This is a genomic window from Vreelandella stevensii S18214, from assembly GCF_000275725.1.
In the GTDB taxonomy this organism is placed as follows: domain Bacteria; phylum Pseudomonadota; class Gammaproteobacteria; order Pseudomonadales; family Halomonadaceae; genus Vreelandella; species Vreelandella stevensii.
In genome coordinates this window covers 101,076-125,423 of the sequence record NZ_AJTS01000049.1, presented here as the reverse complement: position 1 = coordinate 125,423, position 24,348 = coordinate 101,076, and the positions used below count along the sequence as shown (strand labels likewise).

The 24,348-nt window shown below is 60.8% G+C and carries 23 protein-coding genes; 3 read left to right on the top strand and 20 right to left on the bottom strand.

The window, feature by feature from the left end; all coding sequences use genetic code 11:
- Nucleotides 1-215 precede the first annotated feature (215 nt).
- From HSS18214_RS0115730 to puuE, 20 genes are all read right to left on the bottom strand, one after another.
- A complete protein-coding gene (locus tag HSS18214_RS0115730) occupies nt 216-1,031 on the bottom strand; it encodes a DUF2189 domain-containing protein (RefSeq protein ID WP_026001990.1) in 816 nt (271 codons plus the stop codon).
- Nucleotides 1,032-1,320: 289 nt separating this feature from the next.
- Complete coding sequence (locus tag HSS18214_RS0115725) at nt 1,321-1,749, bottom strand: universal stress protein (protein ID WP_026001989.1); 429 nt, start codon at nt 1,747-1,749, stop codon at nt 1,321-1,323.
- A gap of 13 nt (nt 1,750-1,762) precedes the next feature.
- A complete protein-coding gene (locus HSS18214_RS0115720) occupies nt 1,763-4,366 on the bottom strand; it encodes a TRAP transporter permease (RefSeq protein ID WP_026001988.1) in 2,604 nt (867 codons plus the stop codon).
- A gap of 132 nt (nt 4,367-4,498) precedes the next feature.
- Complete coding sequence (locus HSS18214_RS0115715; protein WP_016916224.1) at nt 4,499-5,479, bottom strand: TAXI family TRAP transporter solute-binding subunit; 981 nt, start codon at nt 5,477-5,479, stop codon at nt 4,499-4,501.
- Between the two features lie 454 nt (nt 5,480-5,933).
- A complete protein-coding gene (locus tag HSS18214_RS0115705) occupies nt 5,934-7,235 on the bottom strand; it encodes a TRAP transporter large permease (RefSeq protein WP_016916223.1) in 1,302 nt (433 codons plus the stop codon).
- The gene (locus HSS18214_RS0115700) at nt 7,225-7,704 is read right to left on the bottom strand and encodes a TRAP transporter small permease (RefSeq protein WP_016916222.1); all 480 of its coding nucleotides are present in this window, start codon (nt 7,702-7,704) and stop codon (nt 7,225-7,227) included. The genes HSS18214_RS0115705 and HSS18214_RS0115700 overlap by 11 nt, the downstream gene beginning before the upstream one ends.
- A 56-nt stretch (nt 7,705-7,760) precedes the next feature.
- Nucleotides 7,761-8,771, bottom strand: a complete 1,011-nt coding sequence (locus HSS18214_RS0115695) for a DctP family TRAP transporter solute-binding subunit (protein ID WP_016916221.1) — start codon at nt 8,769-8,771, stop codon at nt 7,761-7,763.
- A 196-nt stretch (nt 8,772-8,967) separates the two neighbouring features.
- Nucleotides 8,968-9,489, bottom strand: a complete 522-nt coding sequence (locus HSS18214_RS0115690; protein ID WP_016916220.1) for a DUF192 domain-containing protein — start codon at nt 9,487-9,489, stop codon at nt 8,968-8,970.
- 16 nt (nt 9,490-9,505) lie between these two features.
- On the bottom strand, nt 9,506-10,612 hold the full coding sequence (locus HSS18214_RS0115685; protein WP_016916219.1) for an ABC transporter ATP-binding protein: 1,107 nt from the start codon (nt 10,610-10,612) through the stop codon (nt 9,506-9,508).
- Nucleotides 10,605-11,273 (bottom strand): molybdate ABC transporter permease subunit, encoded by a 669-nt coding sequence (gene modB, locus HSS18214_RS0115680; RefSeq protein WP_016916218.1) that lies wholly within the window; start codon nt 11,271-11,273, stop codon nt 10,605-10,607. Before modB ends, HSS18214_RS0115685 begins: the two co-directional genes overlap by 8 nt.
- Nucleotides 11,273-12,040: a molybdate ABC transporter substrate-binding protein gene (modA, locus tag HSS18214_RS0115675; RefSeq protein WP_016916217.1), complete on the bottom strand. Its 768-nt coding sequence runs from the start codon at nt 12,038-12,040 to the stop codon at nt 11,273-11,275. The genes modB and modA overlap by 1 nt, the downstream gene beginning before the upstream one ends.
- A gap of 4 nt (nt 12,041-12,044) precedes the next feature.
- Nucleotides 12,045-13,529, bottom strand: a complete 1,485-nt coding sequence (gene pyk / locus HSS18214_RS0115670) for a pyruvate kinase (protein ID WP_016916216.1) — start codon at nt 13,527-13,529, stop codon at nt 12,045-12,047.
- Between the two features lie 98 nt (nt 13,530-13,627).
- Nucleotides 13,628-14,119, bottom strand: a complete 492-nt coding sequence (locus tag HSS18214_RS0115665; protein WP_016916215.1) for an ureidoglycolate lyase — start codon at nt 14,117-14,119, stop codon at nt 13,628-13,630.
- A 37-nt stretch (nt 14,120-14,156) separates the two neighbouring features.
- Complete coding sequence (locus HSS18214_RS0115660; protein WP_016916214.1) at nt 14,157-14,987, bottom strand: bifunctional allantoicase/(S)-ureidoglycine aminohydrolase; 831 nt, start codon at nt 14,985-14,987, stop codon at nt 14,157-14,159.
- Nucleotides 14,988-15,208: 221 nt separating this feature from the next.
- On the bottom strand, nt 15,209-15,937 hold the full coding sequence (locus HSS18214_RS0115655; protein ID WP_016916213.1) for an amino acid ABC transporter ATP-binding protein: 729 nt from the start codon (nt 15,935-15,937) through the stop codon (nt 15,209-15,211).
- Entirely contained in the window at nt 15,918-16,574 is a 657-nt protein-coding gene (locus HSS18214_RS0115650) for an amino acid ABC transporter permease (protein ID WP_016916212.1), read from the bottom strand. The genes HSS18214_RS0115655 and HSS18214_RS0115650 overlap by 20 nt, the downstream gene beginning before the upstream one ends.
- Nucleotides 16,571-17,248: an amino acid ABC transporter permease gene (locus tag HSS18214_RS0115645; RefSeq protein WP_016916211.1), complete on the bottom strand. Its 678-nt coding sequence runs from the start codon at nt 17,246-17,248 to the stop codon at nt 16,571-16,573. Before HSS18214_RS0115645 ends, HSS18214_RS0115650 begins: the two co-directional genes overlap by 4 nt.
- 8 nt (nt 17,249-17,256) lie before the next feature.
- Entirely contained in the window at nt 17,257-18,111 is an 855-nt protein-coding gene (locus HSS18214_RS0115640) for a transporter substrate-binding domain-containing protein (protein ID WP_016916210.1), read from the bottom strand.
- 268 nt (nt 18,112-18,379) lie between these two features.
- Nucleotides 18,380-19,258: a MurR/RpiR family transcriptional regulator gene (locus tag HSS18214_RS0115635; RefSeq protein WP_016916209.1), complete on the bottom strand. Its 879-nt coding sequence runs from the start codon at nt 19,256-19,258 to the stop codon at nt 18,380-18,382.
- 22 nt (nt 19,259-19,280) lie between these two features.
- Nucleotides 19,281-20,207, bottom strand: a complete 927-nt coding sequence (gene puuE / locus HSS18214_RS0115630; RefSeq protein ID WP_016916208.1) for an allantoinase PuuE — start codon at nt 20,205-20,207, stop codon at nt 19,281-19,283.
- A 262-nt stretch (nt 20,208-20,469) separates the two neighbouring features.
- On the opposite strand from puuE, the gene HSS18214_RS0115625 reads away from it, so the two are divergent.
- The 3 genes from HSS18214_RS0115625 (at nt 20,470) to HSS18214_RS0115615 (ending at nt 24,295) form a co-directional block, all read left to right on the top strand.
- The gene (locus tag HSS18214_RS0115625; RefSeq protein WP_016916207.1) at nt 20,470-21,228 is read left to right on the top strand and encodes an aspartate/glutamate racemase family protein; all 759 of its coding nucleotides are present in this window, start codon (nt 20,470-20,472) and stop codon (nt 21,226-21,228) included.
- 159 nt (nt 21,229-21,387) lie between these two features.
- Nucleotides 21,388-22,758: an NCS1 family transporter gene (locus HSS18214_RS0115620; RefSeq protein WP_016916206.1), complete on the top strand. Its 1,371-nt coding sequence runs from the start codon at nt 21,388-21,390 to the stop codon at nt 22,756-22,758.
- Nucleotides 22,759-22,822: 64 nt separating this feature from the next.
- Nucleotides 22,823-24,295 carry an NCS1 family nucleobase:cation symporter-1 gene (locus tag HSS18214_RS0115615; protein ID WP_016916205.1) on the top strand — a complete coding sequence of 491 codons (1,473 nt, stop codon included), beginning with the start codon at nt 22,823-22,825 and terminating at the stop codon, nt 24,293-24,295.
- Nucleotides 24,296-24,348: the final 53 nt, after the last annotated feature.

The window sequence follows — 24,348 nt, the reverse complement described above, 5'->3', positions numbered from 1 at the left end:
CCCCAATAACAACGCTTTCACTAACAAGCCCTCGTATCGTATTGTGCTGAGCGCACCCTTCGCCCAAACCTTGCGACAGGCACAAATAAAAAGAGATGGCGCTTAGGGTACGCCATCTCGATTCCCGGGTCAGGCTAATGACGATGTTTTTGGTAAAGAGCCGGTTACATCCTGCCAGCCAGGTGAAGCAGTGGCCTCAAGGTACCGTCAGCTTTTCAGCTTTTCAGCTGCTCAACGGGTTCAAAGCGCACCAGCTCTTCGTAGGCGTGCCAACTGGCATGACCGAGTACAGGCAGAATCAGCGCCAGGCCGATGTAGAACGTCATCACGCCCACCAGCACACAGCCAGTCAGAATGGCAGCCCATAGCAGCATGGGGCGGAAGTTACGCGCCACGCAGCGCACGCTGGCCTCGATGCCCTCCATGAAGGTCAAGTCCTGATCCATCAGGGTTGGAATGGCCACGGCGCTGATGGCAAATGCGCCAAAGGCCAGCACACCACCTGCCACGGTGCCCACCGCCAGCATGCCTAGCCCTTCGGGCGTAGTGAGCAGTGCGGTATACAGGGTAGCCGGACTAGGCACTTCGAAACCGAAAAACAGCGCGAACAGTAGCGTGGCCAGACGAATCCAGGCGAGGAAGAAAATCATCATCATGACGCCCATCATGGCCAGTTGCCCCGCGTGGGGCTTCCAACTGCCAAAAGCGTCCCCCAGGGTGGGCGCACGCCCCTGCTCGAGTGCCCGGCTGATGCCGTAAGAGCCTACCGCCACCAGCGGGCCCACGAACATGAACCCGGCAATCATCGGCAGCAGCCAATACCAGTAACCCAGCGTAAAGGCACCTGCCGTAATGGCAATGCTCAAGCCCACCCAGAACAGCCCGTACGCCAGGCTGATGGCGGACGCGCGACGAAAATCTTCCACACCCGCGGCCAGCCAGGCCCGCGGCCTGTCCATCCCGACCTTGTTAATGGTGATCTTGACGTTGGGCACACCTGCCACTGGCTGTGTTTTTGTTGTTGCATTCATGGCGTAACTCCCGTGATTTACCCCAAATGGCGTTGTTGCACCAAACACCCAGGCAAGCAAAACGTTACCCTGCGTGATGACACCATTAATTCCACGTTAATGGCTTAATGCTCTTTTAATGTAGTTGAGTTGCCATGGAGCGACGTGTTTTGACGGAGTCGCGTACAAAAAATCCTCAACAGGGCCGATTACCAACGATTAATTCGATGCGTTAGCGCGGGTTAATATGCAAAAAAACGCGCCAGGCAAGATGCCTGGCGCGTTGCGTCGGAGCTTTCGGAGCGCGCGGCTAGCGCACGATCATGACCGACACCTTGGCATGGTGCACGACATGCTCGGCGTTGGGCCCCAGCACGTAATCGACGAACTTACGCTTGGTATGCGAGGCCATCACGATCAGGTCGGCATCGATTTTCTTGCCGACCTTGATAATGGCCTCCCAGGGCGAGCCGTCGACGATCACGCTCTGGGTTTTGATCCCTTCGGGCACATGCTCCTTGATGAACGTGTGCTGCGCCTCCTTGATGGCCGTGTGAGCTTTTTCCGAGAAGTTCTTCGGAAAATAGGCGCCCACCATGGGCATCTTGAACTCCGGCAGCACCGTCACGATATGCAGCGACGCCCCGAAGGTCTGACACAGCGTGATCGCCGTGGGCAAGGCCTTCTTCCAAGACGCTTCTTCGTTCAGATCCACCGGTAACAGGATTTTCTGATACATGATCGTCATCTCCTCAGGTGGCCGCCGAAGTCGTTGCCGCACGTTCCTTGTCGCGACGGCGGCGTTGCAGTAACACAACGAAAGCAAAGAGGGCGAACCCGGGAATCCACATCCACTCTTTCGCCCAACGGTCGACGGGCGCCAATACTTCGATGATTTCCTGATCGAAGTCGAAGCCCAGATCCTGCGCCAGACCGCCGAACTGCACGAAGTCGACCGTGGCCTGATCACCGTCTACCCACAGCTCCATGCCCAGACGCTCCATGCGTTCTTCAGCGGAATCGCCACGCGGTACGGGCACCAGAATATACGTGGTCATGGGGTCGCCGAAATTGTCCTCACCGGCGATCTGCACCCGCAGATTACTGCCATCCTCGACTTGGCCGAGCGCTTCCGCGAACTGAGCTGGCGGCACCGACTCGTACGGATCATGGATGCGGTCCATCCAGTAGCCGGGGCGGAACAGGGTGAAGGCGACCAGCAGCAGCAGCAGCGACTCGTACCAGCGGCTGCGGACCAGCATGTACCCCTGAGTACCCGCCGCGAAGATCAGCATGGCGATGGTCGCGATGACAAAAATCACGATCCCCTGCATAAACGACACGTCGATCAGCAGCAGGTCGGTATTGAAGATGAACAGGAACGGCAGCGCCGCTGTGCGCAGGCTGTAATAGAACGCCTGGAAGCCCGTTCGCAGGGGGTCACCGCCGGATACCGCTGCGGCCGCAAACGATGCCAGGCCCACCGGTGGCGTCACGTCGGCCATGATGCCGAAGTAGAACACGAACAGATGCACGGCAATCAGCGGAACGATCAAGCCATTCTGCTGGCCCAGCAGCACGATAACGGGGGCCATCAGTGCTGACACCACGATGTAGTTGGCGGTGGTCGGCAGCCCCATGCCCAGAATCAGGCTCAGCAGCGCCGTCAGCAGCAGAATCAACATCAGGTTGCCACCGGACAGCACTTCGACCACGTCGGCCAGCACCAGGCCTACGCCGGTCTGGGATACCGCACCCACCACGATCCCGGCAGTGGCCGTGGCGATACCGATCCCAATCATGTTGCGGGCACCGGCCACCAGACCATCCCAGAGGTCAAGGAAACCTTCCTTGATGTCGGCGGCCATTTTGCTACGGCCACGGAACAGAGCGGTGATTGGCCGCTGGGTGACCATGATGAAGATCATGAACACGGTTGCCCAGAAGGCAGACAGCCCCGGCGAGAGCCGTTCGACCATCAAGCACCAGACCAGTACCACCACCGGCAGGATGTAGTGCAGCCCGACCATGACCGTGGGACGCGTCTGTGGCAGCGTGACGACCTTGGAGTTGGGGTCGTCCATCTCCAGCTCGGGGTAGCCCGAACCGATCTTCAACAGGCCCACATAGGTCACTGCCAGCAGCACTGCGACGACCCACGGGGTCGCATCACCCAACAGCGGCTTTAGCCAGCCCAATCCGTAATAGACAGCAAACGAGAGGGCCATGATCAGAATCAGGCCGGTCAGGAAGCCCAGCACCTTATTGATCAACGGGCGTGCCGGGTTGCTGGACGGCAGGCCAGTCATGTTCGCCTTCAGTGCTTCGAGGTGAACGATGTAGATCAACGCAATATAAGAAATGACGGCCGGCAGGAACGCATGCTTGATCACTTCCACATAGGGAATGCCCACATACTCCACCATCAGGAAGGCAGCTGCCCCCATGACCGGCGGCATGATCTGGCCGTTCACCGATGAGGAGACTTCCACCGCGCCCGCTTTTTCGGAGCTAAAGCCAACGCGTTTCATCATGGGGATGGTAAAGGTACCGGTGGTGACCGTATTGGCAATCGAGGAGCCCGAAATCAGCCCCGTCATGCCCGAGGCCACTACCGCTGCCTTGGCCGGACCGCCCTTGAAGTGCCCCAGCATCGAGAAGGCCACTTTGATGAAATAGTTACCGGCCCCTGCCTTATCCAGCAAGGCGCCAAACAGTACGAACAGGAAAACGAAACTGGTAGAGACGCCGACTGCAATGCCGAACACCCCTTGCGTGCCCAGCCACTGGTGGTTGATCAAGCCGTTCAGGCTGACTCCGCGATGCGCCAGAATACCCGGCATATAAGGCCCAAACAGGGAGTAGGCGATAAACACCCCGGCCACGATCATCAGCGGTGGCCCTAACGCACGGCGGGCGGCTTCCAGCAGCAGCACAATGCCGACGACGCCGACCACCACGTCCTGGGTGATGGGCCTGCCCGGACGCTGCGCCAAATCACCAAAGAACAAAAACAGATAGGCGCCGCAAAAGGCAGCAACCGCAGCAAATCCCCAATCCAGCAGCGGCACGCGATCACGCGGCGAGCGCTTGAACGCGGGATAGGCCATGAAGGCCAGAAACAGCGCAAAGGCCAGGTGAATGGAGCGCGCTTCCGTAGAGTTGAAAACGCCGAACCCGAGCATGAAAGGAAGTGGCGATGCAATCCATAGCTGAAACAGCGACCAGGCGGCTGCAATACTTACCAGCAGCTTACCCGGCACCCCCAGGGGTTTCCTTGCCCCTGTATCGCTGGAAGCGACCATATCCTCCAGGTCACTTCCTGCGGCTGCCGAAGGTTGTTTGTCATCACGCATACGCTTGCCCTGCCTAATGGTCAGCACTGTGAATCAGTGCTTTCAACAAGAAGCGCGGACACCCAAGGTGCCCGCGCTTTATCACTCATCACGACGCTGCTCACCCTAGCCAGCAGTATCGCTTTTCCGTACTTATTCGATCCAGCCACGCTCACGGTAGTAACGCGCAGCGCCATCGTGCAGCGGTGCGGTCAGACCGTCAGAGATCATGTCTTCTTCGTTCAGGTTCTCGAACGCCGGGTGCAGGCGCTTGAAGCGGTCGAAGTTTTCGAACACGGCCTTGACCGTTTCGTAGGCCACCTCTTCATCTACCGCCGTGGAAGACACGAAGGTCGCTGCCACACCGAAGGTTTCGACGTCTTCGTCGTTACCACGGTAGAGACCGCCCGGGATCACGGAACGGGTGTAGTAGGGGTACTCTTCGATCAGGCTGTCGATTTCATCGCCAGTGACCGATACCAGACGCGCATCGATGGTGGTGGTGGCTTCCTGGATAGAGCCGTTCGGGTGGCCTACCACGTACACCATGGCATCGATGTTGTTGTCAGACAGCGCAGCCGCCTGCTCGGCAGCGTCCAGTTGAGAAGCCAGAGCGAAGGTGCTCTCGTCCCAACCAAACGCGTTCATCACCACATCCATGGTGTTACGCTGGCCAGAACCGGGGTTACCGATGTTGACGCGCTTGCCGGGGAAGTCGGTAATGCTTTCAATACCGGAATCGGCACGAGCAACTACGGTCAGCGGCTCGCCATGCATGGTGAAGAGCGCACGCATCTCTTCCCACGCGCCGTCCTCTTCAAAGTTGGCTTCACCATGGTAAGCACGGTACTGCACGTCTGACTGGACAACGCCCATGTCCAGCTCGCCGCTTTTCAGCCCATTGACGTTAGCCACGGAACCGCCGGTGGACGGTGCGTTACAACGAATGTTGTGCTCATCGCTGCCACGGTTGACCATGCGGCACACCGACTGACCCACGACGTAATAAACGCCGGTTTGGCCACCGGTACCGATGGTGATGTAACGGTCCTGTGCTACCGCCGGAGAGGCGAAGGAAGCCGCAGCGATGAACGCGCCCGAGAAGGCCGCAGTAGAAAATACATGGCGTTTCATGAATACACCTCTTTATCTTGATGTTGTGAGCGTTATGCGCTTTGCAACCACCTGCAGAACGGTTCCCTTCAGGTGCTACAGTTCCAAAACGTTGTCAAGACAGTCTGTTATCAACCTCGGCAATTACTGCCGACAGTGACTACTTTAGCGAAAAAAAAACCACTTGGCGAAGCGCACAGCCATTTCACGCTTGCGATGGCAGCCACGAGAGACGTTTTTACCGTTCACTAGCTACCCACCAGGCAACACCACCACCCTCCTGGATGTCGAGGGCAACCAACGGTGAACGCCTCATTGCTGAGGGCAGCGGCGGATTGCCTCGGTACGCCATTGGGAATAAGTTTAGCGGGGTTTGCGCATCTATAACGTTTAGTCAGCGTTAAACATGCCCGCCTGGGCCATACCATTTTTGCATAGGGTATCCTCGACGGGCTGTGCGTGTTGTCACCAGGCATCAAACGTTATAGCCCAGCACGCCCGGCAACCACAGTGCAATGCTCGGGAACATGGCCACCAGCGCCAGCGCACAGCCCATGGCCAGCACGAACAGCATGGCCCAGCCTATCGTATGCTCCAGACGAATTTTGGCGACCTCGGTGGTCACCATGAGGTTGACCGCCACAGGCGGGGTGAACTGACCAATGGCAATGTTCATGGCCAGTAGAATGCCGAACCATACCGGATTCCACTCAAAATGCTGCATCACCGGAATCAGAATCGGCATCATGATCAGATAAATGGAGATCGCATCCAGCAACATGCCCGCCACCAATACGGCCAGCATCACCAGTATCAGCAGCAGTACGCCGTTATCCGTCAAACCAATGATCCACTCGGCCATGTGCCGGAACGTGCCCAGCATGGTGCCTGCCCAGGCGAAAATACCGGCCAGAGCAATGATCAGCATCACGACCCCCGAAATGATCGCGGCTTCGCCCAGCAGCTGCCATAAATCACGCAGCGTCAGCTCACGGGTCAGCAGCAGCCCCACCAGCGCCCCATAAGCTACGGCCACAACGGCAGCCTCGGTAGGCGTGAACAGGCCCGAGCGCAGGCCACCGAGGATCAAGATCGGCGCAAACAGCGCAGGCAGGGCATCACGAAAGGTGCCGCGTACGCTCAGCCGCTCGGCCCCCTCCACTGGGGTGCCCTCCCAGCCGTAGCGCTTGGCGACCAGCATGGCGGGTACCAGCAGTGCCAACCCGGCCAGCACGCCCGGAAAAAGGCCAGCGGCAAAGAGTGCCCGCAGGTCCACTCCCGGCACGACGATGGAGTAAAGAATCAGCGCTACCGAGGGCGGGATCAGAATCGCGGTCGACGCAGAGGCCGCAATCAGCGTGGCAGAAAACGGTTTCGGGTAGCCCGCTTTGGTCATGCTGGGCAGCATGACCATGGCCACGGCGGCAGCATCGGCCGGGCCCGAGCCGCTCATGCCGCCCATGATCATGCATACCAGCACGGCCACCAGCGCCAGGCCGCCATGGCGCGGGCCAATCAAGGCCTGAGCAAAGCGCACCAGACGCAGCGCGACCCCTGCCCGCTCAAAAATCAGTCCGGTCAATATGAACAGCGGAATGGCGATCAGCGGGTACTTGGCGATGCTGTTATAGGTGTTGGTGCCCAGGGTCGCCAGCATGTCGGGCGAGAGCCCCGCGACAATGCCCACAGAACCGGCCAGCGCCAGTGAGAAGGCCACCGGCACACCGGCAATCAGCAGGCCCGCGAACGCCAGAATCATCCAGATATCAGGCGTCATGAGGAAACTCCCCTTTCAAGCGCGCCCGGGTCTGTTGCACCAATCGCCAGCTCATGGCCAGTGTCAGCACCGGCAGCCACACCAAGTACCACCATTGGGGTAGCCCCAGCCCGGGCGAGGTCGATTGCCACTCCCGCTCCTGCCAGGCCAACTTGCCGCCATACCAGGTAATCAGGGCCAACACCGTCAAGCCACACAGCGCCTGGAACAGGATCAGGACGCCCCGCCACTTTGGAGGCAAGGCGCGCTCCAGAAAGCCCAGGCGAATATGCCGGTCGTGGCGCAAGGCGACGGAGGCGCCCGCAAAAGTCAGCACCACCAGCAGAAACACCGAGAACTCTTCGGTAAACGAGAAAGAACCGCCGGTAATGTAACGCGTGATGACGTTCCCCAGGCTGATCAGCGAGATGATGATCAACGCCAGGGCGCCCAGCCAGCGTTCGGGCCGGGCATCAGGAAGGCCTTTCATGGCAACCCCACACAAATAGCCACCGCTCGGGAGCGGCGGCAGCGGCTAGCGAAATATCAGCGTGCGTCGATTGCCGCTTGCGCAGCTTCTACCAGGGCTTCGCCGATGCGGGGCACCCACTTTTCATGGACGGACTGGGTCGCCTCCACGAACGCCTGGTACTGCTCATCGGTCAGCTCGGTCACGGTCACCCCGCGTTCCTGAATGGCGGACAGCCGCTCATGCTCCTGCTCGCGGGTCATGGCGATTTCCCACGCTCCGGCTTCCTGCGCGGTTTCACGCAGCATCGTCTGCTGCTCTTCACTGAGCGTACGCCACACTTGCTGGTTCACCGCAAAAATCAGCGGGTCGTTCATGTAGTTCCACAGCGTCAAATGCGCTTGGCCCACCTGGTCGATGCGCGCCACGTCGAACACCGACAGCGGATTTTCCTGGCCATCGACCGCGCCGGTGGTCAGGGCGGGCTGAGCGTCGGTCCAGCTCATTTGGGTCGGGTCTGCGCCCAGTGCCGAGAACGTGTCCTGGAACAGGGGCGAGCCCACCACGCGAATTTTCAGGCCGTCCAGATCTTCCGGCTGGCTGATGGGGCCGCGGGAGTTGGACACCTGGCGAAAGCCGTTTTCACCCCAGGCCAACGGCATGACGCCACGCGACTCGATGGCCTCGAAGACCATGTCACCCGCTTCACCGCCGGTCACCGCGTCCACGGCGGCTTCGTCAGGAATCAGGAACGGCAAGGAGAACAGATTGAGCTCCGGCACTTGCGGCGACCAGTTGATGGTCGAACCGACGGCCGCATCGATCAGCCCGGAGCGCATGGCGGAAAACTCGCGGGTCTGGTCACCGGAGACCAGCTGGGAGTTGGGGTATACCCGCAGCGTCAGTTCGCCGCCACTGCGCTCTTCCACCAGTTCTGCCCATTTTTCAGCGGCCTGGCCCCAGGGGAAGGCATCGGACAACACCGTGGAAACAGAGAGTTCACGCGCCTGTGCAGAAAAAGCGGCGGAAAGCAGTGCAGCACCGGCCAAGCCAGCGGTCAAACGAGCCATGGAGCGTGTCAGCGTCATTGTTATCGATCCTTTTTTCATTTTTATGAGTCGTGAAGAACGCCGTGATCTGGCGGGCGCTCCGCGCCATACGGGAAAGCCCCGTCAGCGACACCCCATTGTAGGCGCTCACTGAGTGAAGGGAAGCGCTGGCCGCTGCTTTTGGCCATCGACTTTCGCCGCAGCGTCTTCACTCACTGCTGGCTGGTATGCGGAGTTACTCCGGGCGGCAAAAGCCGGCCAGCGCAGGCACGGACACGCAGTCGCCCACTTGGATGCCACGCTCGGCAAAGTATCCCGCGTTTACCTCAAGGGCGGCATGGTAGGCCACGCCTGCAGGATAGGAGGGGCACTCACGCGGGGTGCTGGACTCACAGGGCTGCATGGTATTGATCGCCACGATGCGGCCTTCGTCATCGATGTAAGCGATATCCAGCGGGATCAGCGTGCGATACATCCAGAACGCATTGCCTGCAGGCTGTTCGCTCTCGAAGCGGAACAGCATGCCGCGTGAGGTTGGCAAGTGCTCACGTCCCATCAGCCCACGCTGACGCTGGGCGACCGTTTCGGCTACTTCCACTTCCAGACGATGCGGCCCGCCCTCGCTGTGAATCGCCAGCGGCAGGGTATCGACCATGGCCGACTCGGCGGCCATGGCGGTCACGAGCGACAGCGGCAGGCAGCTCGCCAGGGAGACCCCCAGGGTGGTTTTCAGCAGTTGGCGGCGGGACAGGGTCATGACAGATTCCTTCTTCCTATACAGTGGCCTGCGGCGAGGTCATGAGGTGAATTCCCTCGGCCAGCAGCGAGACGGTCACAGGCTCCCCCAACGCCAGCTGGTTGCGTTTGGCCGCGTGGGTAGCGATATCGAAACGTAGCATATCCCCATGCGAAACGCGCAGCGAAACCGAGGTCATGCTGCCCAGCACCACCATTTCACTCACCGTGGCCGTCACCGGGTTTTCGCGCTCCCCCTGGGAGGGCCGCCCGCGTCGGTGCAAGACGATATCCGACGGCGGCAGATACCAGGTCACGTTCTCCCCCGCCGAGCAGTGTTCGAGGCCGCGAGCGACTTCCAGCCACCACTCGCCCCACTGCAGCCGTGGCCCGCTGGCCGTGTTGACCACCTGCCCCTGAAAAACATTGTGGCGGTCGAGCAAACGCGCCACCAGGGGCGTGTCAGGCTGGCGAAACAGCCGCTCCGGGCCGCCCTGCTGCAAGCTGGTGCCGTTGTGCAGCACACAGATCTGGTCGGCCAAGGCCGTCGCTTCTTCGAGGTCGTGGGTGACCAGCACGATGGGGATGGCAATTTGCTGACGCAACAGCGCAAGCTCACGCTGCAAGCGGCGCCGAGTGACCTGATCGACCGCAGAAAAGGGTTCGTCCAGCAGCAGCACGCGGGGCTCTCGTGCCAGTGCCCGCGCCAAGGCAACCCGCTGACGCTGCCCTCCCGAAAGCTGGCTGGGGTAGCGGTTCTCCAGCCCCTCCAGGCGCACCTGGGCCAGCCATTGCGCGGCACGTGCGGGTCTTGCCACTGGGGGGAGGTGACCCATGGCGACCTGGACGTTCTGCTGCGCGGTCAGGTGCGGGAACAGCGCATAGTCCTGAAAGACCATGCCCACCTTGCGCTGCTGGGGTGTCAGTGCCTGGCGCGGCCCCTGCCCGGCCGAAAGCCACCGCTCACCGGCACAGCTGATGTGGCCCTGGGCAGGATGGTAGAGCCCGGCAATGGCGCGCAACAGCGTGGTCTTGCCGCTGCCCGATGGTCCCACCAGCGCCAGTAACTCCCCCGGCGCGCAGCGGAAGCTGGCGTTCAAGGGGATGGGCCCCGCCTGATGCACGGACACCGTCAACTCAGCCACGTGCCCACCTGCGCCTGCCCGCCAACCCATAGACCAGCCCCAACGTCGCCAGCGAGATGGCCAGCAGCAGCGCCGACATGGTGGCCGCGCCCTGCTCGTCGAAGGCCTGCACTCGGTCATAAATGGCAATGGAGAGCGTTCGGGTTTCGCCATCGATGGCGCCGCCCACCAGCAGAATCACGCCAAACTCCCCCAGCGTATGGGCAAAGGTCAGCGCGGTCGCCGACAGGATGCCTGGCCACACCAGCGGCAGTTCGATACGCCACAGGGTCTGCCAAGGGCTGAGCCCGCTACACCAGGCCGCTTCGCGTAAATGCACGGGCACATGCTCGAAGGCCCGCTGAATGGGCTGAATGGCAAACGGCAGGTTGGCAATCAAAGAGGCCAGCAGAATCCCGGTGAAGGTAAAGTTGAGGCCGCTGCCGGTGAGCGCTGCCCAGGCGCTGCCCAGCGGCGCATCGCGTCCAAACTGCTGCAGCAGATAGAAGCCCAGCACCGTGGGCGGCAGCACCAGAGGCAGGGCAATCAGCGCTTCGCAGACGCCCTTGCCACGAAACCGAGCCGTGGCCAGCCACCGCCCGCACCAGATGCCCAGTGGCACCAGCAGCAGGCTCGTCAACGCCGCCAGCCGCAGCGAGACCCCCAGCGCCGTCCAGTCCATCACTCGGTACTGAAGCCGTAGGCGCGAAAGAGGGCCTGGGCCTCGGGCTGTTGCAGCCAGCCATAGAAGGCCTGGGCGGTTTCTCCGGCGTGAGGGGTCAGCACCATGCGCTGAGTCAGCGGCGTGTGCCACGCTTCGGGGATCAGCACGCTCTCGCTACGGGCCGCCAGCCCAGGCGCCAGCACCAGCGAATAAGCCACCAGCCCGCCCCTTGCGTCGTCGGACAGCGCAAACTGCATCGCTTGGGAAACGTTCTCCCCCTGTATGCGCAGCGGGCGACTGGCCTCCCAGAGCCCTGCCCTTTCCAGCACTTGCTGGGCGGCCACGCCATACGGTGCATGCTCGGGGCTGGCCATGGCTATCCGCAGGCGCTGGCCATTCTGCAACGCGGCCACGGCGTCTTCCACGCCCGCCAGGGGCGCCTGTTCATCGGGTGAAGGATAGCGACCGGCAGGCTGTACCCAGGCCAGCCGCCCACGTGCATAGATCACGCCTTCATCCTCGACGTGCCCTTCCCGGTAGAGCGCTTGCACGAAGCCCTCATCGGCGGAAAGAAACAGCTCGAAGGGCGCCCCTTGGGCGATCTGACGGCGGAAGTTACCGGAAGAGCCCAGGTTGAGGCGCAGCGTATGCCCGGTTTGCTGGGTAAACCGTTCAGAAGCCTCTTCCAAAAAGAAGTGCAGACTGGAGGCCGCCGCTACGATGGGTGCGCCTGCCATGGCAGGCGCACCCAGCAGCAGGCAACCGAGGCACAGCAGCCAACGCATGCGCTTAGGCCTTGGCACTTTCCACATGCTGCTCGGTAATCACCATCACCTTCATGGTGTTGGTGCCGCCGTGAGCATTCATGTGGTCGCCACGGGTGAGGATGACATGGTCACCCAGTTTGGCGACCCCTTGCTTGACCAGCAGGGTCAACGCCTGGTCATTCAGCTCGGTGGCGCTCATCTCGGAGGTATCGAAAGGCAGCGATACCACGCCGCGATAAAGCGCCATGCGACGCTGAGCGATGGGGTTGTGTGCCAGGCCCACGATGGGCAGACCGGAGCGAATCCGCGATGCGATGAGCGGCGTATAGCCAGACGCCGTCATGCAGGCAATCGCCGCTACCCCTTTCATGTGGTTGGCGGCGTACATGGCCGACAGGGCAATGGTTTCATCCGGCCGGGTAAAGCCTTCATGAATACGGTGTCCGGACTCTTGCGCCACCCGCTCCCGCTCGGCTCCCAGGCACACGCGCGCCATGGCCTCGACGGTTTCCAGCGGGTAGTCGCCCGCCGCCGTTTCTGCCGACAGCATCACGGCATCGCTGCCATCCAGCACGGCGTTGGCCACGTCGAACACTTCTGCTCGGGTAGGCAGCGGCGCAGAAATCATGCTTTCCATCATTTGGGTCGCCGTGATCACGGCCCGGTTGAGCGAACGGGCGCGCTTGATCATGCGTTTCTGCACGCCGACCAGTTTGGCATCGCCAATTTCCACGCCCAAGTCACCACGCGCTACCATGACCGCTTCGGAGGCTTCGATGATGCCATCCAGCGTCGCCTCGTCGGCCACGGCCTCGGCACGCTCGACCTTGGCCACCAGGCCAATCTCCTTGCCTTCCTCGCCCAGCAGCCGACGTGCTTCACGCATGTCTTCTGCCGAGCGCGGGAACGAAATCGCCAGGTAATCGACGCCGATCTCCACCGCCGTTTTCAGGTCGGCCTTGTCTTTTTCGGTCAAGGCCGGCGCGGAGAGGCCTCCCCCCTGCTTGTTGATCCCCTTGTGGTTGGAGAGCTTGCCCCCCACGACCACCCGGGTGTGTACCTGCTTGCCTTCGACACGGGTCACGTCCAGCACCACGCGGCCATCGTCCAGCAGCAGGCGGTCGCCGGTCGTGACGTCATCGGCCAGGGTCTTGTAGTCGCAACCGACGCCCTGCTGCGTACCGGCATCGCTGTCCATGGCCATGTCGAGCACGAAGTCCTGGTCCTCTTCCAGATACACGGCGCCCTCCTTGAAACGGGCAACGCGGATCTTGGGGCCTTGCAGGTCGCCCAGCGCCGCTACGCTGCGGCCCAGTTGGGCAGCAATCTCACGCACCCGGGCCAAGCGACGCCGATGGTCGTCGGCGGTGCCATGCGAAAAGTTCAAGCGCACCACATCCACCCCTGCCTTCAGCATGGCCTCCAGTACGCCCTCGCGGTCACTGGCAGGGCCAAGGGTAGCGACGATCTTGGTACGACGAAGGGGGATATGGGTGTTTGTGCTCATAAATGTCCTGACCAGTAAAAGAGGAAATGTTCGCGTATCAGCATACCCCAAGCAAGATGACACTCGCATGTACTTGTTGCAACGGCCAATGTCGGCGATTACGGCGCCACGTGCACGCACAAGGACAGCGGGTACTCGTCACAGTTGTTGCCATCTCCGCCACGGTCCACCACGAGAAACTCGCCTTCCCGCTCCAGCACCGACTGAATGGCGTGCCAGGTACCTGCTCGGTAGTTCACCCCCTGGCGGCCATCCGTCACGAAGGCCCGAACGTCCTGGGGCGCGATGGTGTCGCCGGGCGGGGCGACCACCACGATGAAACGCTCTTCGTGCAGCGGCATGAAGGCCTGGCTGCCCAGCGGGTGGCGCTCCAGAAACGTCAGCGTCAACGGCAGCGACACCGGCTGGCTGACAAAGATGCTCACCAGGGTGCGTGGGTTGTCGCCCAGCGTCTCGACCCGCGCCAGGTCGTGATGCCGCTGGGTACGCCCTGCGTTGATCGGAAACGATGGCGAGATGCGCGCATCGAGCACCTCGCCAAATGGTTCAAATGCTGCTTGTGTCAGGGGTTTTGCTTCGAGTGTCAGCATGATGGCTCCTGGAGTTCAGTGTGCTTGTGCGCCAGCGTTAGCGAGCGCCAAGGCGCAACGCCGCGTGACGATTCACATCCTTGTACAGCAGATAACGGAACGGACCAGGCCCACCCGCGTAACAGGCTTGAGGGCAGAACGCCCGTAGCCACATGAAGTCCCCCGCTTCCACTTCTACCCACTGCTGGTTGAGGTGGTAGACCGCCTTGCCTTCCAGCACGTAGAGCCCGTGCTCCATCACGTGGGTTTCATCGAACGGAATCACGCCACCGGGCTGGAACGTCACGATGTTGACGTGCATGTCGTGGCGCACATCGCCAGGTTCGACAAAGCGCGTCGTTGCCCAGCGCCCTTCCGTGCCCGGCATCTCGATCGGTGCGATCTCCTGCTCGTTGGTGACGAAGGCCGGCGGTACGTCCAGCCCCTCGACGAACTCATAGGCCTTGCGCACCCAATGGAAGCGCACCGGCTCGCGGGACTCGTTGCGAACCTGCCAGTGGCTGCCGGGGGGAATGAAGGCGTAGCCGCCAGGGCCCATGAGATGACGCTCGCCAGCCAATGTCAGCGTCAGCTCTCCTTCCACGATGAACAGCACCCCTTCTGCCTGAGGGTCCAGCTCAGGCTTGTCGCTGCCGCCCTCGGGCTGCACTTCCATGATGTATTGAGAGAACGTCTCTGCAAACCCGGACAGCGGACGCGCCAATACCCACAGCCGCGTGCCTTCCCAGAAAGGCAGGTTGCTGGTCACGATATCGCGCATCACCCCTTTGGGGATCAGCGCATAGGCTTCCGTGAAAACGGCACGGTCAGCGGTCAACTGAGTTTGCGGCGGGTGTCCGCCGGTGGGCGCATAGTAATTGGCTGGCATGGGGGCCTCCCTGACGTTTTTGTATACGAGAATATGGCACTGACCGGAAGCTTATACCGAACCACGCATGAAACAAAGCTCCCAAATATGACAAATATAGAAACTTTAGTTTCATAAAAATAGCGCTCTAGATTCCCAACTAGCACTGCTCAACCCTTTAGGGCTGGCAGTACCGGGCTCCCGGTCTGACCCTGAGGCCGCTAACGCCGAGGCCTCAACTACTACAGCACCGCCGAGATAAACTGCTTCAGCTCGGCGGTCTGGGGGCGGCTGAACAGTTCGCCCGGCTCGCCCTCTTCATGGATGCGCCCCTGGTGCATGAATACCACGCGATCTGCCACGTCTCTGGCGAAGCCCATTTCATGGGTGACCAGAATCAGCGTCATACCTTCCGCCGCTAGCGCCTCCAGCACGCGCAGCACCTCCCCCACCAGCTCCGGGTCCAGAGCCGAGGTCACTTCGTCGCAGAGCAGTACCTTGGGCCGCATGGCCAGCGCCCGAGCAATGGCCACCCGCTGTTGCTGGCCACCGGACAGCTGTGCCGGGTAGGCATCGTACTTGTCGGCCAGGCCGACCTTGCTCAGCACTTCACGGGCGATTTTCTCGACCTCGTCGCGCTTTTCCCCGCGCACCACGACGGGGGCCAGGCACACGTTTTCCCCCACCGTTTTGTGGGGAAACAGGTTGAAGCTCTGAAAGACCATGCCTACGTTTTCGCTCAGCTCACGGGGGGACATGACACCCGCATCCAGCGCTTGACCGGCAATGGTGATCTCGCCGCTGTCGTGCTGTTCGAGCTGATTGAGGCAGCGCAGCAGAGTACTTTTGCCCGAGCCGCTCCGGCCAATGATGGCCACTACTTCGCCTTGGGCAACGGAGAGGTCGATTCCCTTGAGTACTTCCAGGTCACCAAAGGCTTTGTGAACGTTATCAACGCAGACCAGCGTCATAGAGCTTTTTCTCCAAATGGCGCGCGTAGCAGGACAGCGGGTAGCACAGCGCGAAATACAGAAGGGCCACCAGGGCAAAGATGGTGAACGGTTCGAAGGTGGCGTTATTGAGCATCGTGCCCGCCTTGGTCAGCTCGACGAAGCCAATGATCGAGGCCAGCGCGGTGCCCTTGATGACCTGTACCGAAAAACCGACCGTGGGCGGTACCGAAAGCCGCAGCGCCTGGGGCAGGATGACATGGCGCATGGTTTGGAAGTAGTTCATGCCCAGCACCCGAGCGGCATGCCACTGCCCCTTGGCAACGGCTTCCAGGCAACCCCGCCAGATATCACACAGAAAGGCGCTGCTGAACAGCGTGAGGGCCACGGAGGCCGCCAGCCAGGCAGACACGGGGTACCCCAGCGCCGCCGCACCGAAAAAGATCAGGAACAGCTGCATCAGCAGCGGGGTGCCCTGAAACACATCCACGTAGAGCGCGGTGAGGCGTTGCAGCCAGCGCGAGCTGGAGAGGCGCATGAAGGTCAATACCAGCCCCACCGTGGCCCCGCCGACAAAGGCGATCAACGACAGCACCACGGTCCAGCGGGCCGCCAGCAGCAGGTTGCGCAAAATATCCCAGAAGGTGAATTCGATCATCGTTGTTCTCCTTGCTGGTAGGCAAAGACTCGTTTACCCACTTGCATGAAGACGCGGCGCATCACGAACGCCAGCAGCAGGTAGATCAAGGTGATCAGCAAATAGACTTCGAAGCTTCTGAAGTTGCGAGACTGAATGAAGTTGGCCGCGTAGGTGAGATCGAAGACCGAAATTTGCGACACCACCGCCGACCCCAGCATGACGATGATCGACTGGCTGATCAGTGACGGATAGACACGCGCAAAAGCCGGTACCAGTACCACATGGCGATACCCCTGAAGGGTGTTCATGCCCAGCGCTCTGGCGGCTTCCAGCTGCCCCCTGGCCGTGGCACTGATGCCCGCACGCAGGATTTCAGCACTGTACGCGGCAAGGTTCAGGGTCATGGCGATAAACGCCGCGGTGATGGCATCCAGCTTGATGCCCAGGCCAGGCAGACCAAAAAAGATAAAGAACAGTTGCACGATGAACGGAGTGTTACGAATGACTTCGACGTAACCGCCCAGCCCCCAACGTACCCAGGGCTGCCCGTTTACCCGCAGATAAGCTACCGCTACCGCCAGTGCCAAACCGGTCAAGGTGGTCACCACGGTCAAGATGACCGTGGTGGTCAAACCTTTGATCAGCTCACCGACGTAGGGCAACAGGGTCACGAAATCGAGTGTTGGCCCCATGACGATCCTCAGCTACCAAAGCCGTCAGGCAGGTCGGCACTGAACCAACGCTGAGAAAACTCGTTCAGGGTGCCGTCCTCGAGCGCCTGGGCAATCAACCGGTTCACTTCCGCCTGCAGCGCTGCTTCGTTCTTGTTCAAGCCGATATAGCAGGGGGAATCACGCAGTTGATACAGCAAGGTCGGTGCGCGGCGACTGTTGCGCTCGGCAATTTCTGCGGCCACCACGTTGCCGGTCGCGACATAGTCCACCTGGCCAGACAGAAAGGCCGAGATGGTGGTGGCATTATCTTCGAAACGGCGGATGGTGGTCGAGCTGGGGGCGACCTCAGTCAGCTCCATGTCTTCCACGGCGCCCCGCGTCACGCCGATGGTTTTACCGGCCAGCTCGTCGGGGCCGGCGATACTTTCATCGGCGTCAGCGCTGAAGACTCCCAGGAAGAAAGGCGCATAGGCCTCCGAGAAATCGATTGCTGCTTCACGCTCCGGGTTTTTGCCCAGGCTGGAGATCACCAGGTCCGCCTGGCCCGTTTGCAGGTAGGGAATGCGGTTGGCACTGGTCACGGTAATCAGCTCCAGCGTCACGCCCATCTCATCGGCAATGTAGTTGGCCATGTCGATATCGTAGCCGCGCGGCTGCAGATCGGTGCCGACCGAACCAAACGGCGGGAAGTCCTGCGGGACCGCAATGCGTATGGTGCCACGGGATTCGATGGCTTCCAGCGCATCCGCTTGCACGGCGGTGCTGGCACCCACGCCACCCACGGCCAGCGCAGCGGTCACACCGGTGGCCAGCACGCCGGATTGGCAACGTTTCAAGAAGTGCTGAATAGATTGTGTAAAGCCCTGAGGGGTCGTGCCCATGATGCTCTCCTGCAGTTATGCGATTGGCCAAGCCAGCGAGTGCGACAGTCGCGTATGAATAGCGCCGTGATGAAAGCTTCGTTGCAAGCAAGTACAGACCGAAACTTTTGTTTCACAGCCTCAGCAGAGCAATTACAGGGCCACTCAGGCAAAAAGCACATGGATAACAGCAGGTTGAGAGTTTTTCAGGCAGGCAGAGGCCTGTCGAAGCAACGCTTCGACAGGCCTCAACGTTCGTATTTGGTGCATCAAGAACCAGCACGCACCATTATTGGTGAGCGTCCCAATCCACGCTCATCACTGGCGCTGCCAGCTCACTCAGCGCCTCGTACTGGTCGCTGATGTCACTGATGCGCTCTCGCCCATCACTCAGGTTGTGATGCAGCACCGCATTGGCCAGCAGGCAAATCAGGCTATTGGCGGTGGCGTAGCTGTCGAAGGCCGACAAGCTCTCCAGAGGCACTTCCATGAACCACGACACTTGCGGTGCAAAAGTGGCGGCGGTGGGGTCGGCGATCAGCAGCACCCTGGCGGGCGAACGCTCCAGGGCCGTCACCAGTGCCGCAAAGGCCGTGGGCCGACGACGAAAGCCGAACAGCACGATGGTGTCCTGCTCGGTCAAATCGACGATCTCTTCCGCCAGCGACTGGTTGGGCTGAGGCGCCAGGCGTACTCGCCCACGCGCCTGAATCAACTGCTGGCGCAGATGTAACGCCAGCGGATAGCTGTTGCGAAACCCCATGACCACGATCTGCTGGGCAGCCGCCAGCGCATCGACGCAGTCGGCAAACGTGGCGGGGGGCAGACTGGCCAGGCAGCGCTGGAGATTCTCCTGTTCGCGCTGCAGGTGGCGCTGAAACGGTGCGCCGCCCTCCTCCTGCATGGCATCGTCATCGATGACCAGCGGCACCCCCAGGTTGCGCAGCTGCCGCGCGTGGGTCTTGACCGTGCGAAAGCTCTCGAACCCCAGCCGCTTGAACAGACGGCTCACCGTGGACTTGGATACCCCCGTCAGTCGCGCCAGATCGGCGGCGCTGTAGACCGCCAGGTCATCGAAATGGTCGAGAATGAACGTGGCGACCCGCTGCTCCTGGGCCGTCAGCGCATCGAATTGGGCGGCAATCCGTTGTCCTATGTGGGGCGTCATGGTGTCCTATCGCATCCTTGGGTTACTGAGTCGGTGCGGGGTGGTGTTCGGCCCAGTGACGAGCGATATCGACCCGGCGGGCGACCCATACTCGATCATGCGCTTCGATGTGGTCCAGAAAGCGCTGAAGCGCACGAAAACGGCCCGGGCGGCCCAGCAACCGGCAGTGCATGCCAATCGAGAGCATTTTCGGCGCCTCCTCCCCTTCGGCATACAGTACATCAAAGGCGTCGCGCAGGTAGGTAAAGAAATGGTCGGCGGTATTGAACCCCTGCGGCGCCGCAAAACGCATGTCATTGGTATCCAGGGTGTAGGGCACCACCAGATGCGGGTGCTCGGCGCCTTGGCTGTCACTCACGCGGGTCCAGAAGGGCAGGTCGTCGCCGTAGTAATCGCTGTCGTAGAGAAACCCGCCTTCATCCACTATCAGGCGCCGCGTATTGGGGCTATCGCGGCCGGTGTACCAGCCTTGTGGCTTCTCACCGTACAGACGCTGGAAAATCTCCATGGCTTTTTGCAGGTGCTCGCGCTCTACGTGCTCGGGCGTTTCCTGATAGTGAATCCAGCGGTAGCCGTGACAGGCCACTTCATGGCCCAGCTCCTTGAACGCCTGCGCCACCTCCGGGTGGCGCTCCAGCGCCATGGCCACCCCAAACACGGTGAGCGGCAGCCCACGACGCTCAAATTCGCGAAGAATGCGCCACACGCCAGCCCGCGAGCCGTACTCGTATATGGACTCCATGCTCAGGTGGCGGTCCGGATAGCTGGCTGCCCCGATGATCTCGGAAAGGAACTGCTCGGACCCCGCATCCCCGTGAAGCACGCAATTCTCCGCGCCCTCTTCGTAGTTGAGTACGAACTGCACGGCTATTTTGGCGCCGTTGGGCCACTGGGCATGAGGGGGCGTTTGGCCGTAGCCAATCAGGTCACGTGGGTAATGGGAAGACATGGTCGGGCTCCTTTAGCGAGGCAGCGCATTTTAGTTTGTATACAAAATAGTCATTTTAACCGGCGCCTGCAATGCAGCGCAGGGCTAATCATTTGAGTTCTCGACGCTTTAACGGCCCCACTTGGCCCAAGCTATTGAAACCTGAACGATTGGTCAACCCATATCGAGAGCATCAAGTGCATTAGCCCCTTGCACTTGGCTAAAAACCGCCCTATTTTTGTATACAAGATAGAAAATATTGTTCACATAAGAGTATCCGAACGTGCATATACGTCTGATCAACCCCAATACCACGGCGGCCATGACGGAAACCATTCGTCAAGCCGCCGACAAGCAGGCAGCACCGGGGACCCTCATCAGCGCGACGCAACCCGAGGCTGGCCCGGTCTCCATCGAAAGCCACTTCGATGAAGCGGTGAGCGCAGTAGGCGTTGCCGAAGAAGTTCTGAAAGGCGAACGCGAAGGCGGTATCGATGCGTACGTGGTGGCCTGCTTTGGCGACCCTGGCCTGCTGGCCGCCCGCGAGCTGACTCGCGCTCCGGTGATCGGCATTGCCGAAGCCGCCTTTCATATGGCCACGCTGATCAGCACTCGCTTCTCCATTGTGACGACGCTGGGACGCACCGGCATCATCGCCGAGCACCTGCTGGAGCAGTACGGCTTTCGCCACCACTGCCGCCGCATCCGCGCCGCCGAGATCCCCGTACTGGATCTGGAAGATCATCCGGACGCGGCGTTCAGCCGTATCGTGCAGGAGTGCTGCCGTGCCCGCGACGAAGATGGCATTGGCGCCATCGTGCTGGGCTGCGGGGGCATGGCCAACCTGACCCAGGCCATTAGCCGCGAAGTCGGCCTGCCCGTGGTGGAAGGGGTGAGCGCCGCGCTGAAACTGGCCGAATCGCTCGTCGGGCTGGGCTTGCAGACCAGTAAATACGGCGACCTGGACTACCCGCGCCGCAAAACCTTTACCGGCAAGTTTTCAGATTTTTCTGACCTGACGCTGCCACCCACGCGCCAGTGAAGAGCTGACACCAGCAAGCGGCCGTAAAAGAAAGCACGCCTACAAAAAACCATAACAACACGACGAATATCAGCATCAGCACGCCACGCCGCAAGCGTCTCCCGGGTAGCCTACTGCCCGGGTTACCAATAACATCGATAATCTTGCGAGGACGGTAACATGAGCACTTCTACCTCTGCTCTTACCTCAGAAGAAGCACCCAACGCGGCGCAGTCAGCCGCCAGCAAAGCCGTCGGGGCAGAAAGCCTGGCGCCGCAAAGCACCCGTATCATGGGGCGCACCTCCTACTTTCTTGCCTGGTTTGGTGGCTGCGTGTCGATTGGCACCTTCGCCATGGGCTCCAGCGTGGTGGGCACGCTCAACTTGCTGCAAGCCACCCTGGCCATTGCCATCGGCTGTTTTGTGATCGGCGTGGCGCTGGCCATCAATGGCGCCGCCGGTTACAAGTACGGCATTCCGTTCATGGTGCAGGCGCGCAGTGCCTTTGGGTTTACCGGAACGCGTATCCCCGGGCTGGTGCGCGCCGTGCCTGCCATCGTGTGGTATGGCTTCCAGAGCTGGATTGGGGCCGGTGCCCTCAACATGGTGTCGGCGACGCTGTTCGGCTTCGACAACCTGATCTTCTACTTCATCACCTTTCAGTTTTTGCAGATCGGCCTCTCGGTGCTCGGCTTTCAGGGCATCAAGTGGCTGGAGAATATCGGCAGCGCTTTTATTCTCTGCTCGCTGATGTACATGTTCTACGCCACCGTGCAGCGCTATGGCGATGAGCTGTCGGCCAGCCTGCTGACCATGGAAGGCTCCTGGGGCATGCCCTTCTGGAGCGCCACTATGCTGTTTCTAGGCATTTACAGCACCATGATGCTGAATGTAAGCGATTACTCGCGTGAACATAAAAAGGGCACCGGACAAGGGCTATTGACCACCCTTTACGCCATGTCGATTCTGCCCTGCACGCTGTTCATGGGCTTGATCGGCTACATGGTGTCCCAGGCCACCGGCACCGCCGACCCCATTCAGGTGTTCGCCAACGCCGTGGATAACACCCCGCTGTTGATGATCACCCTGCTCTTCATCGCCTTTGCCCAGGTGACCACCAACGTGCTGAACAACGTGGTGCCGCCCACCTACGTGCTGATGGACGTCTTCAAGCTCAAATTTCCGGTGGCCACCGTGATCGTCGGTCTGCTGGCCTTTGCGACTTTCCCCTGGAAACTGGTGCAGCCGGAGTCGGCCGCAGGCCTGCAGCTGTTCGTGCAAACCTACTCGGCCTTCCTCGGCCCCATCTTCGCCATCCTGGTCGTGGACTACTACGTCATCCGTCGCCGCACGCTGGACATCGGCAAGCTCTACGATGAAAACGGCCCTTATCAGGGCATCAACCAGGCCGCACTGATCGCCACGGCCGTCGGCATCGCAGCCGCCCTCGCTTTCTCATCGGTCTCCTGGTACGCCAGCCTGATCCCCGCCGGGCTGACCTACTACCTGCTGATGAAACACTGGCCCGCTTGCCAGCGCTTCACTCAGTAATCCGCCCTGCCCTTGCCTGCCACCTTGCGTGGCGGGCGACCATTACCCGATCACGAGTCTTGCCATGAATGAGCAACCCGCCCCAAGCGACCTGAACATCGAGCAGATCGACCCCACCCTTTATAACGACGACCTGGCCCCGCTGAAACCACAGCACCGCACCTGGGGGTCGTTTGAAATTTTTAACGTCTGGTCCAACGATATCCAGAGCCTGTTTGGCTACACCCTGGCGGCATCGCTATTCCTTACCTATGGATTGAACGGCTGGGCAGTGATGGCCGCCATTATTCTGGCCGGTGTCATCGTGATGTTTTTGGTCAACCTGACCGGTAAACCCAGTGTGAAATATGGCATTCCCTTCCCGGTGATGGTGCGCGCCAGCATGGGCGTACGAGGGGCCAATCTACCCGCCATGATGCGCGCCATCGTGGGTATTTTCTGGTACGGGGTGCAGACCTACTTTGCCTCTACGGCCGTGGCACTGCTGATCACCGCCCTGTTTGGCACAGGCAATGGCGGTTCCTTCCTCGGCCTTTCCGGAGTGGCGTGGCTGTCGTTCGTGATCGTGTGGCTGTTTCAGATTGCGATCTTTTGGCAGGGCATCGAGCGCATCAAACACTTTTTGAACTGGGCAGGCCCGCTGGTCTATCTGGTCATGGTCGTGCTGATGGTGATTGTCTGGGTACAGGCAGGCAGTGAGCTGCTCCCCGCCATCGGTACGATTTTCAATAGCAGCGGCGAGCAGGCAGGAATAGGGGCATTTCTGGCCATTGTGGGCACCATGGTGGCCTATTTCGCGGCGGTAGTGATCAACTTCGGCGACTTCACTCGCTTTGTGAAAACCGAGCGCCAGATGAAGCTGGGCAACCTTCTGGGCCTGCCCCTGAACGTCGCGTTCTTCTCGTTCATTGCGCTGATCATTACCGCGGGCACCTTGGTCCTGTTTGGCGAAGCGTTGACCAACCCAGCGGATATCGTCGAGCGCGTCGATTCGCTGCCGCTGACCATCGTGGCCGCCCTCACCTTCTTTGCCGCAACCGTGGGCATCAACCTGGTCGCCAATTTCATCCCCCCTGCCTACGATCTGGCCAACCTGTTCCCCAGCAGGATCAGCTTCAAGATGGGCGGCCTGATCACGGCGGTGATTGCCTTCTTCGTGGGTGCCCTATGGATTTCGGTGATCAGCCAGATTGGCGTGCCAGGGTTTGTGAACGCACTGGGCGCCATCGTGGCTCCGTTCTACGGCATCATCGTGGTGGACTACTACCTGATCAAGCGCCAGCATCTCAACATGCAGGAGCTCTTCTCCTCAGCTCCCGGGGGTGCCTATTACTATGTCAACGGCTGGAACACCCGGGCCCTTCTGGCCTTTGGCGGTGCCGCGCTATTCTCGCTCTCCACCGTCATCGTCCCCGCCCTGAGCGGCCTCGACGGCTTCGGGTGGTTGATTGGTGCAGGCCTGGGGGGAGTGTTCTACTACGGGCTAATGAAGCAGTTCAAGGCAGCGCCGACGCTTGCTGAGCAGCGGGCTCATTAAGCCGGTTCGCCAGCGCGGCAGGAGCGCCTGTCTCAGCAACGCCACCGGATCGT

Coding starts and splice junctions, on each gene's coding strand:
- HSS18214_RS0115695 (WP_016916221.1), bottom strand. CDS start 8,771: ATGACGCTGACACGCTCCATGGCTCGTTTGACCGCTGGCTTGGCCGGT.
- HSS18214_RS0115640 (WP_016916210.1), bottom strand. CDS start 18,111: ATGGGCACGACCCCTCAGGGCTTTACACAATCTATTCAGCACTTCTTG.
- HSS18214_RS0115620 (WP_016916206.1), top strand. CDS start 21,388: ATGAGCACTTCTACCTCTGCTCTTACCTCAGAAGAAGCACCCAACGCG.
- HSS18214_RS0115660 (WP_016916214.1), bottom strand. CDS start 14,987: ATGCCAGCCAATTACTATGCGCCCACCGGCGGACACCCGCCGCAAACT.
- HSS18214_RS0115635 (WP_016916209.1), bottom strand. CDS start 19,258: ATGACGCCCCACATAGGACAACGGATTGCCGCCCAATTCGATGCGCTG.
- HSS18214_RS0115645 (WP_016916211.1), bottom strand. CDS start 17,248: ATGGGGCCAACACTCGATTTCGTGACCCTGTTGCCCTACGTCGGTGAG.
- HSS18214_RS0115705 (WP_016916223.1), bottom strand. CDS start 7,235: ATGACGCCTGATATCTGGATGATTCTGGCGTTCGCGGGCCTGCTGATT.
- HSS18214_RS0115615 (WP_016916205.1), top strand. CDS start 22,823: ATGAATGAGCAACCCGCCCCAAGCGACCTGAACATCGAGCAGATCGAC.
- HSS18214_RS0115655 (WP_016916213.1), bottom strand. CDS start 15,937: ATGACGCTGGTCTGCGTTGATAACGTTCACAAAGCCTTTGGTGACCTG.
- HSS18214_RS0115665 (WP_016916215.1), bottom strand. CDS start 14,119: ATGCTGACACTCGAAGCAAAACCCCTGACACAAGCAGCATTTGAACCA.
- HSS18214_RS0115725 (WP_026001989.1), bottom strand. CDS start 1,749: ATGTATCAGAAAATCCTGTTACCGGTGGATCTGAACGAAGAAGCGTCT.
- HSS18214_RS0115720 (WP_026001988.1), bottom strand. CDS start 4,366: ATGCGTGATGACAAACAACCTTCGGCAGCCGCAGGAAGTGACCTGGAG.
- HSS18214_RS0115700 (WP_016916222.1), bottom strand. CDS start 7,704: ATGAAAGGCCTTCCTGATGCCCGGCCCGAACGCTGGCTGGGCGCCCTG.
- modB (WP_016916218.1), bottom strand. CDS start 11,273: ATGGACTGGACGGCGCTGGGGGTCTCGCTGCGGCTGGCGGCGTTGACG.
- HSS18214_RS0115715 (WP_016916224.1), bottom strand. CDS start 5,479: ATGAAACGCCATGTATTTTCTACTGCGGCCTTCTCGGGCGCGTTCATC.
- HSS18214_RS0115730 (WP_026001990.1), bottom strand. CDS start 1,031: ATGAATGCAACAACAAAAACACAGCCAGTGGCAGGTGTGCCCAACGTC.
- HSS18214_RS0115690 (WP_016916220.1), bottom strand. CDS start 9,489: ATGACCCTGTCCCGCCGCCAACTGCTGAAAACCACCCTGGGGGTCTCC.
- puuE (WP_016916208.1), bottom strand. CDS start 20,207: ATGTCTTCCCATTACCCACGTGACCTGATTGGCTACGGCCAAACGCCC.
- HSS18214_RS0115650 (WP_016916212.1), bottom strand. CDS start 16,574: ATGATCGAATTCACCTTCTGGGATATTTTGCGCAACCTGCTGCTGGCG.
- modA (WP_016916217.1), bottom strand. CDS start 12,040: ATGCGTTGGCTGCTGTGCCTCGGTTGCCTGCTGCTGGGTGCGCCTGCC.
- pyk (WP_016916216.1), bottom strand. CDS start 13,529: ATGAGCACAAACACCCATATCCCCCTTCGTCGTACCAAGATCGTCGCT.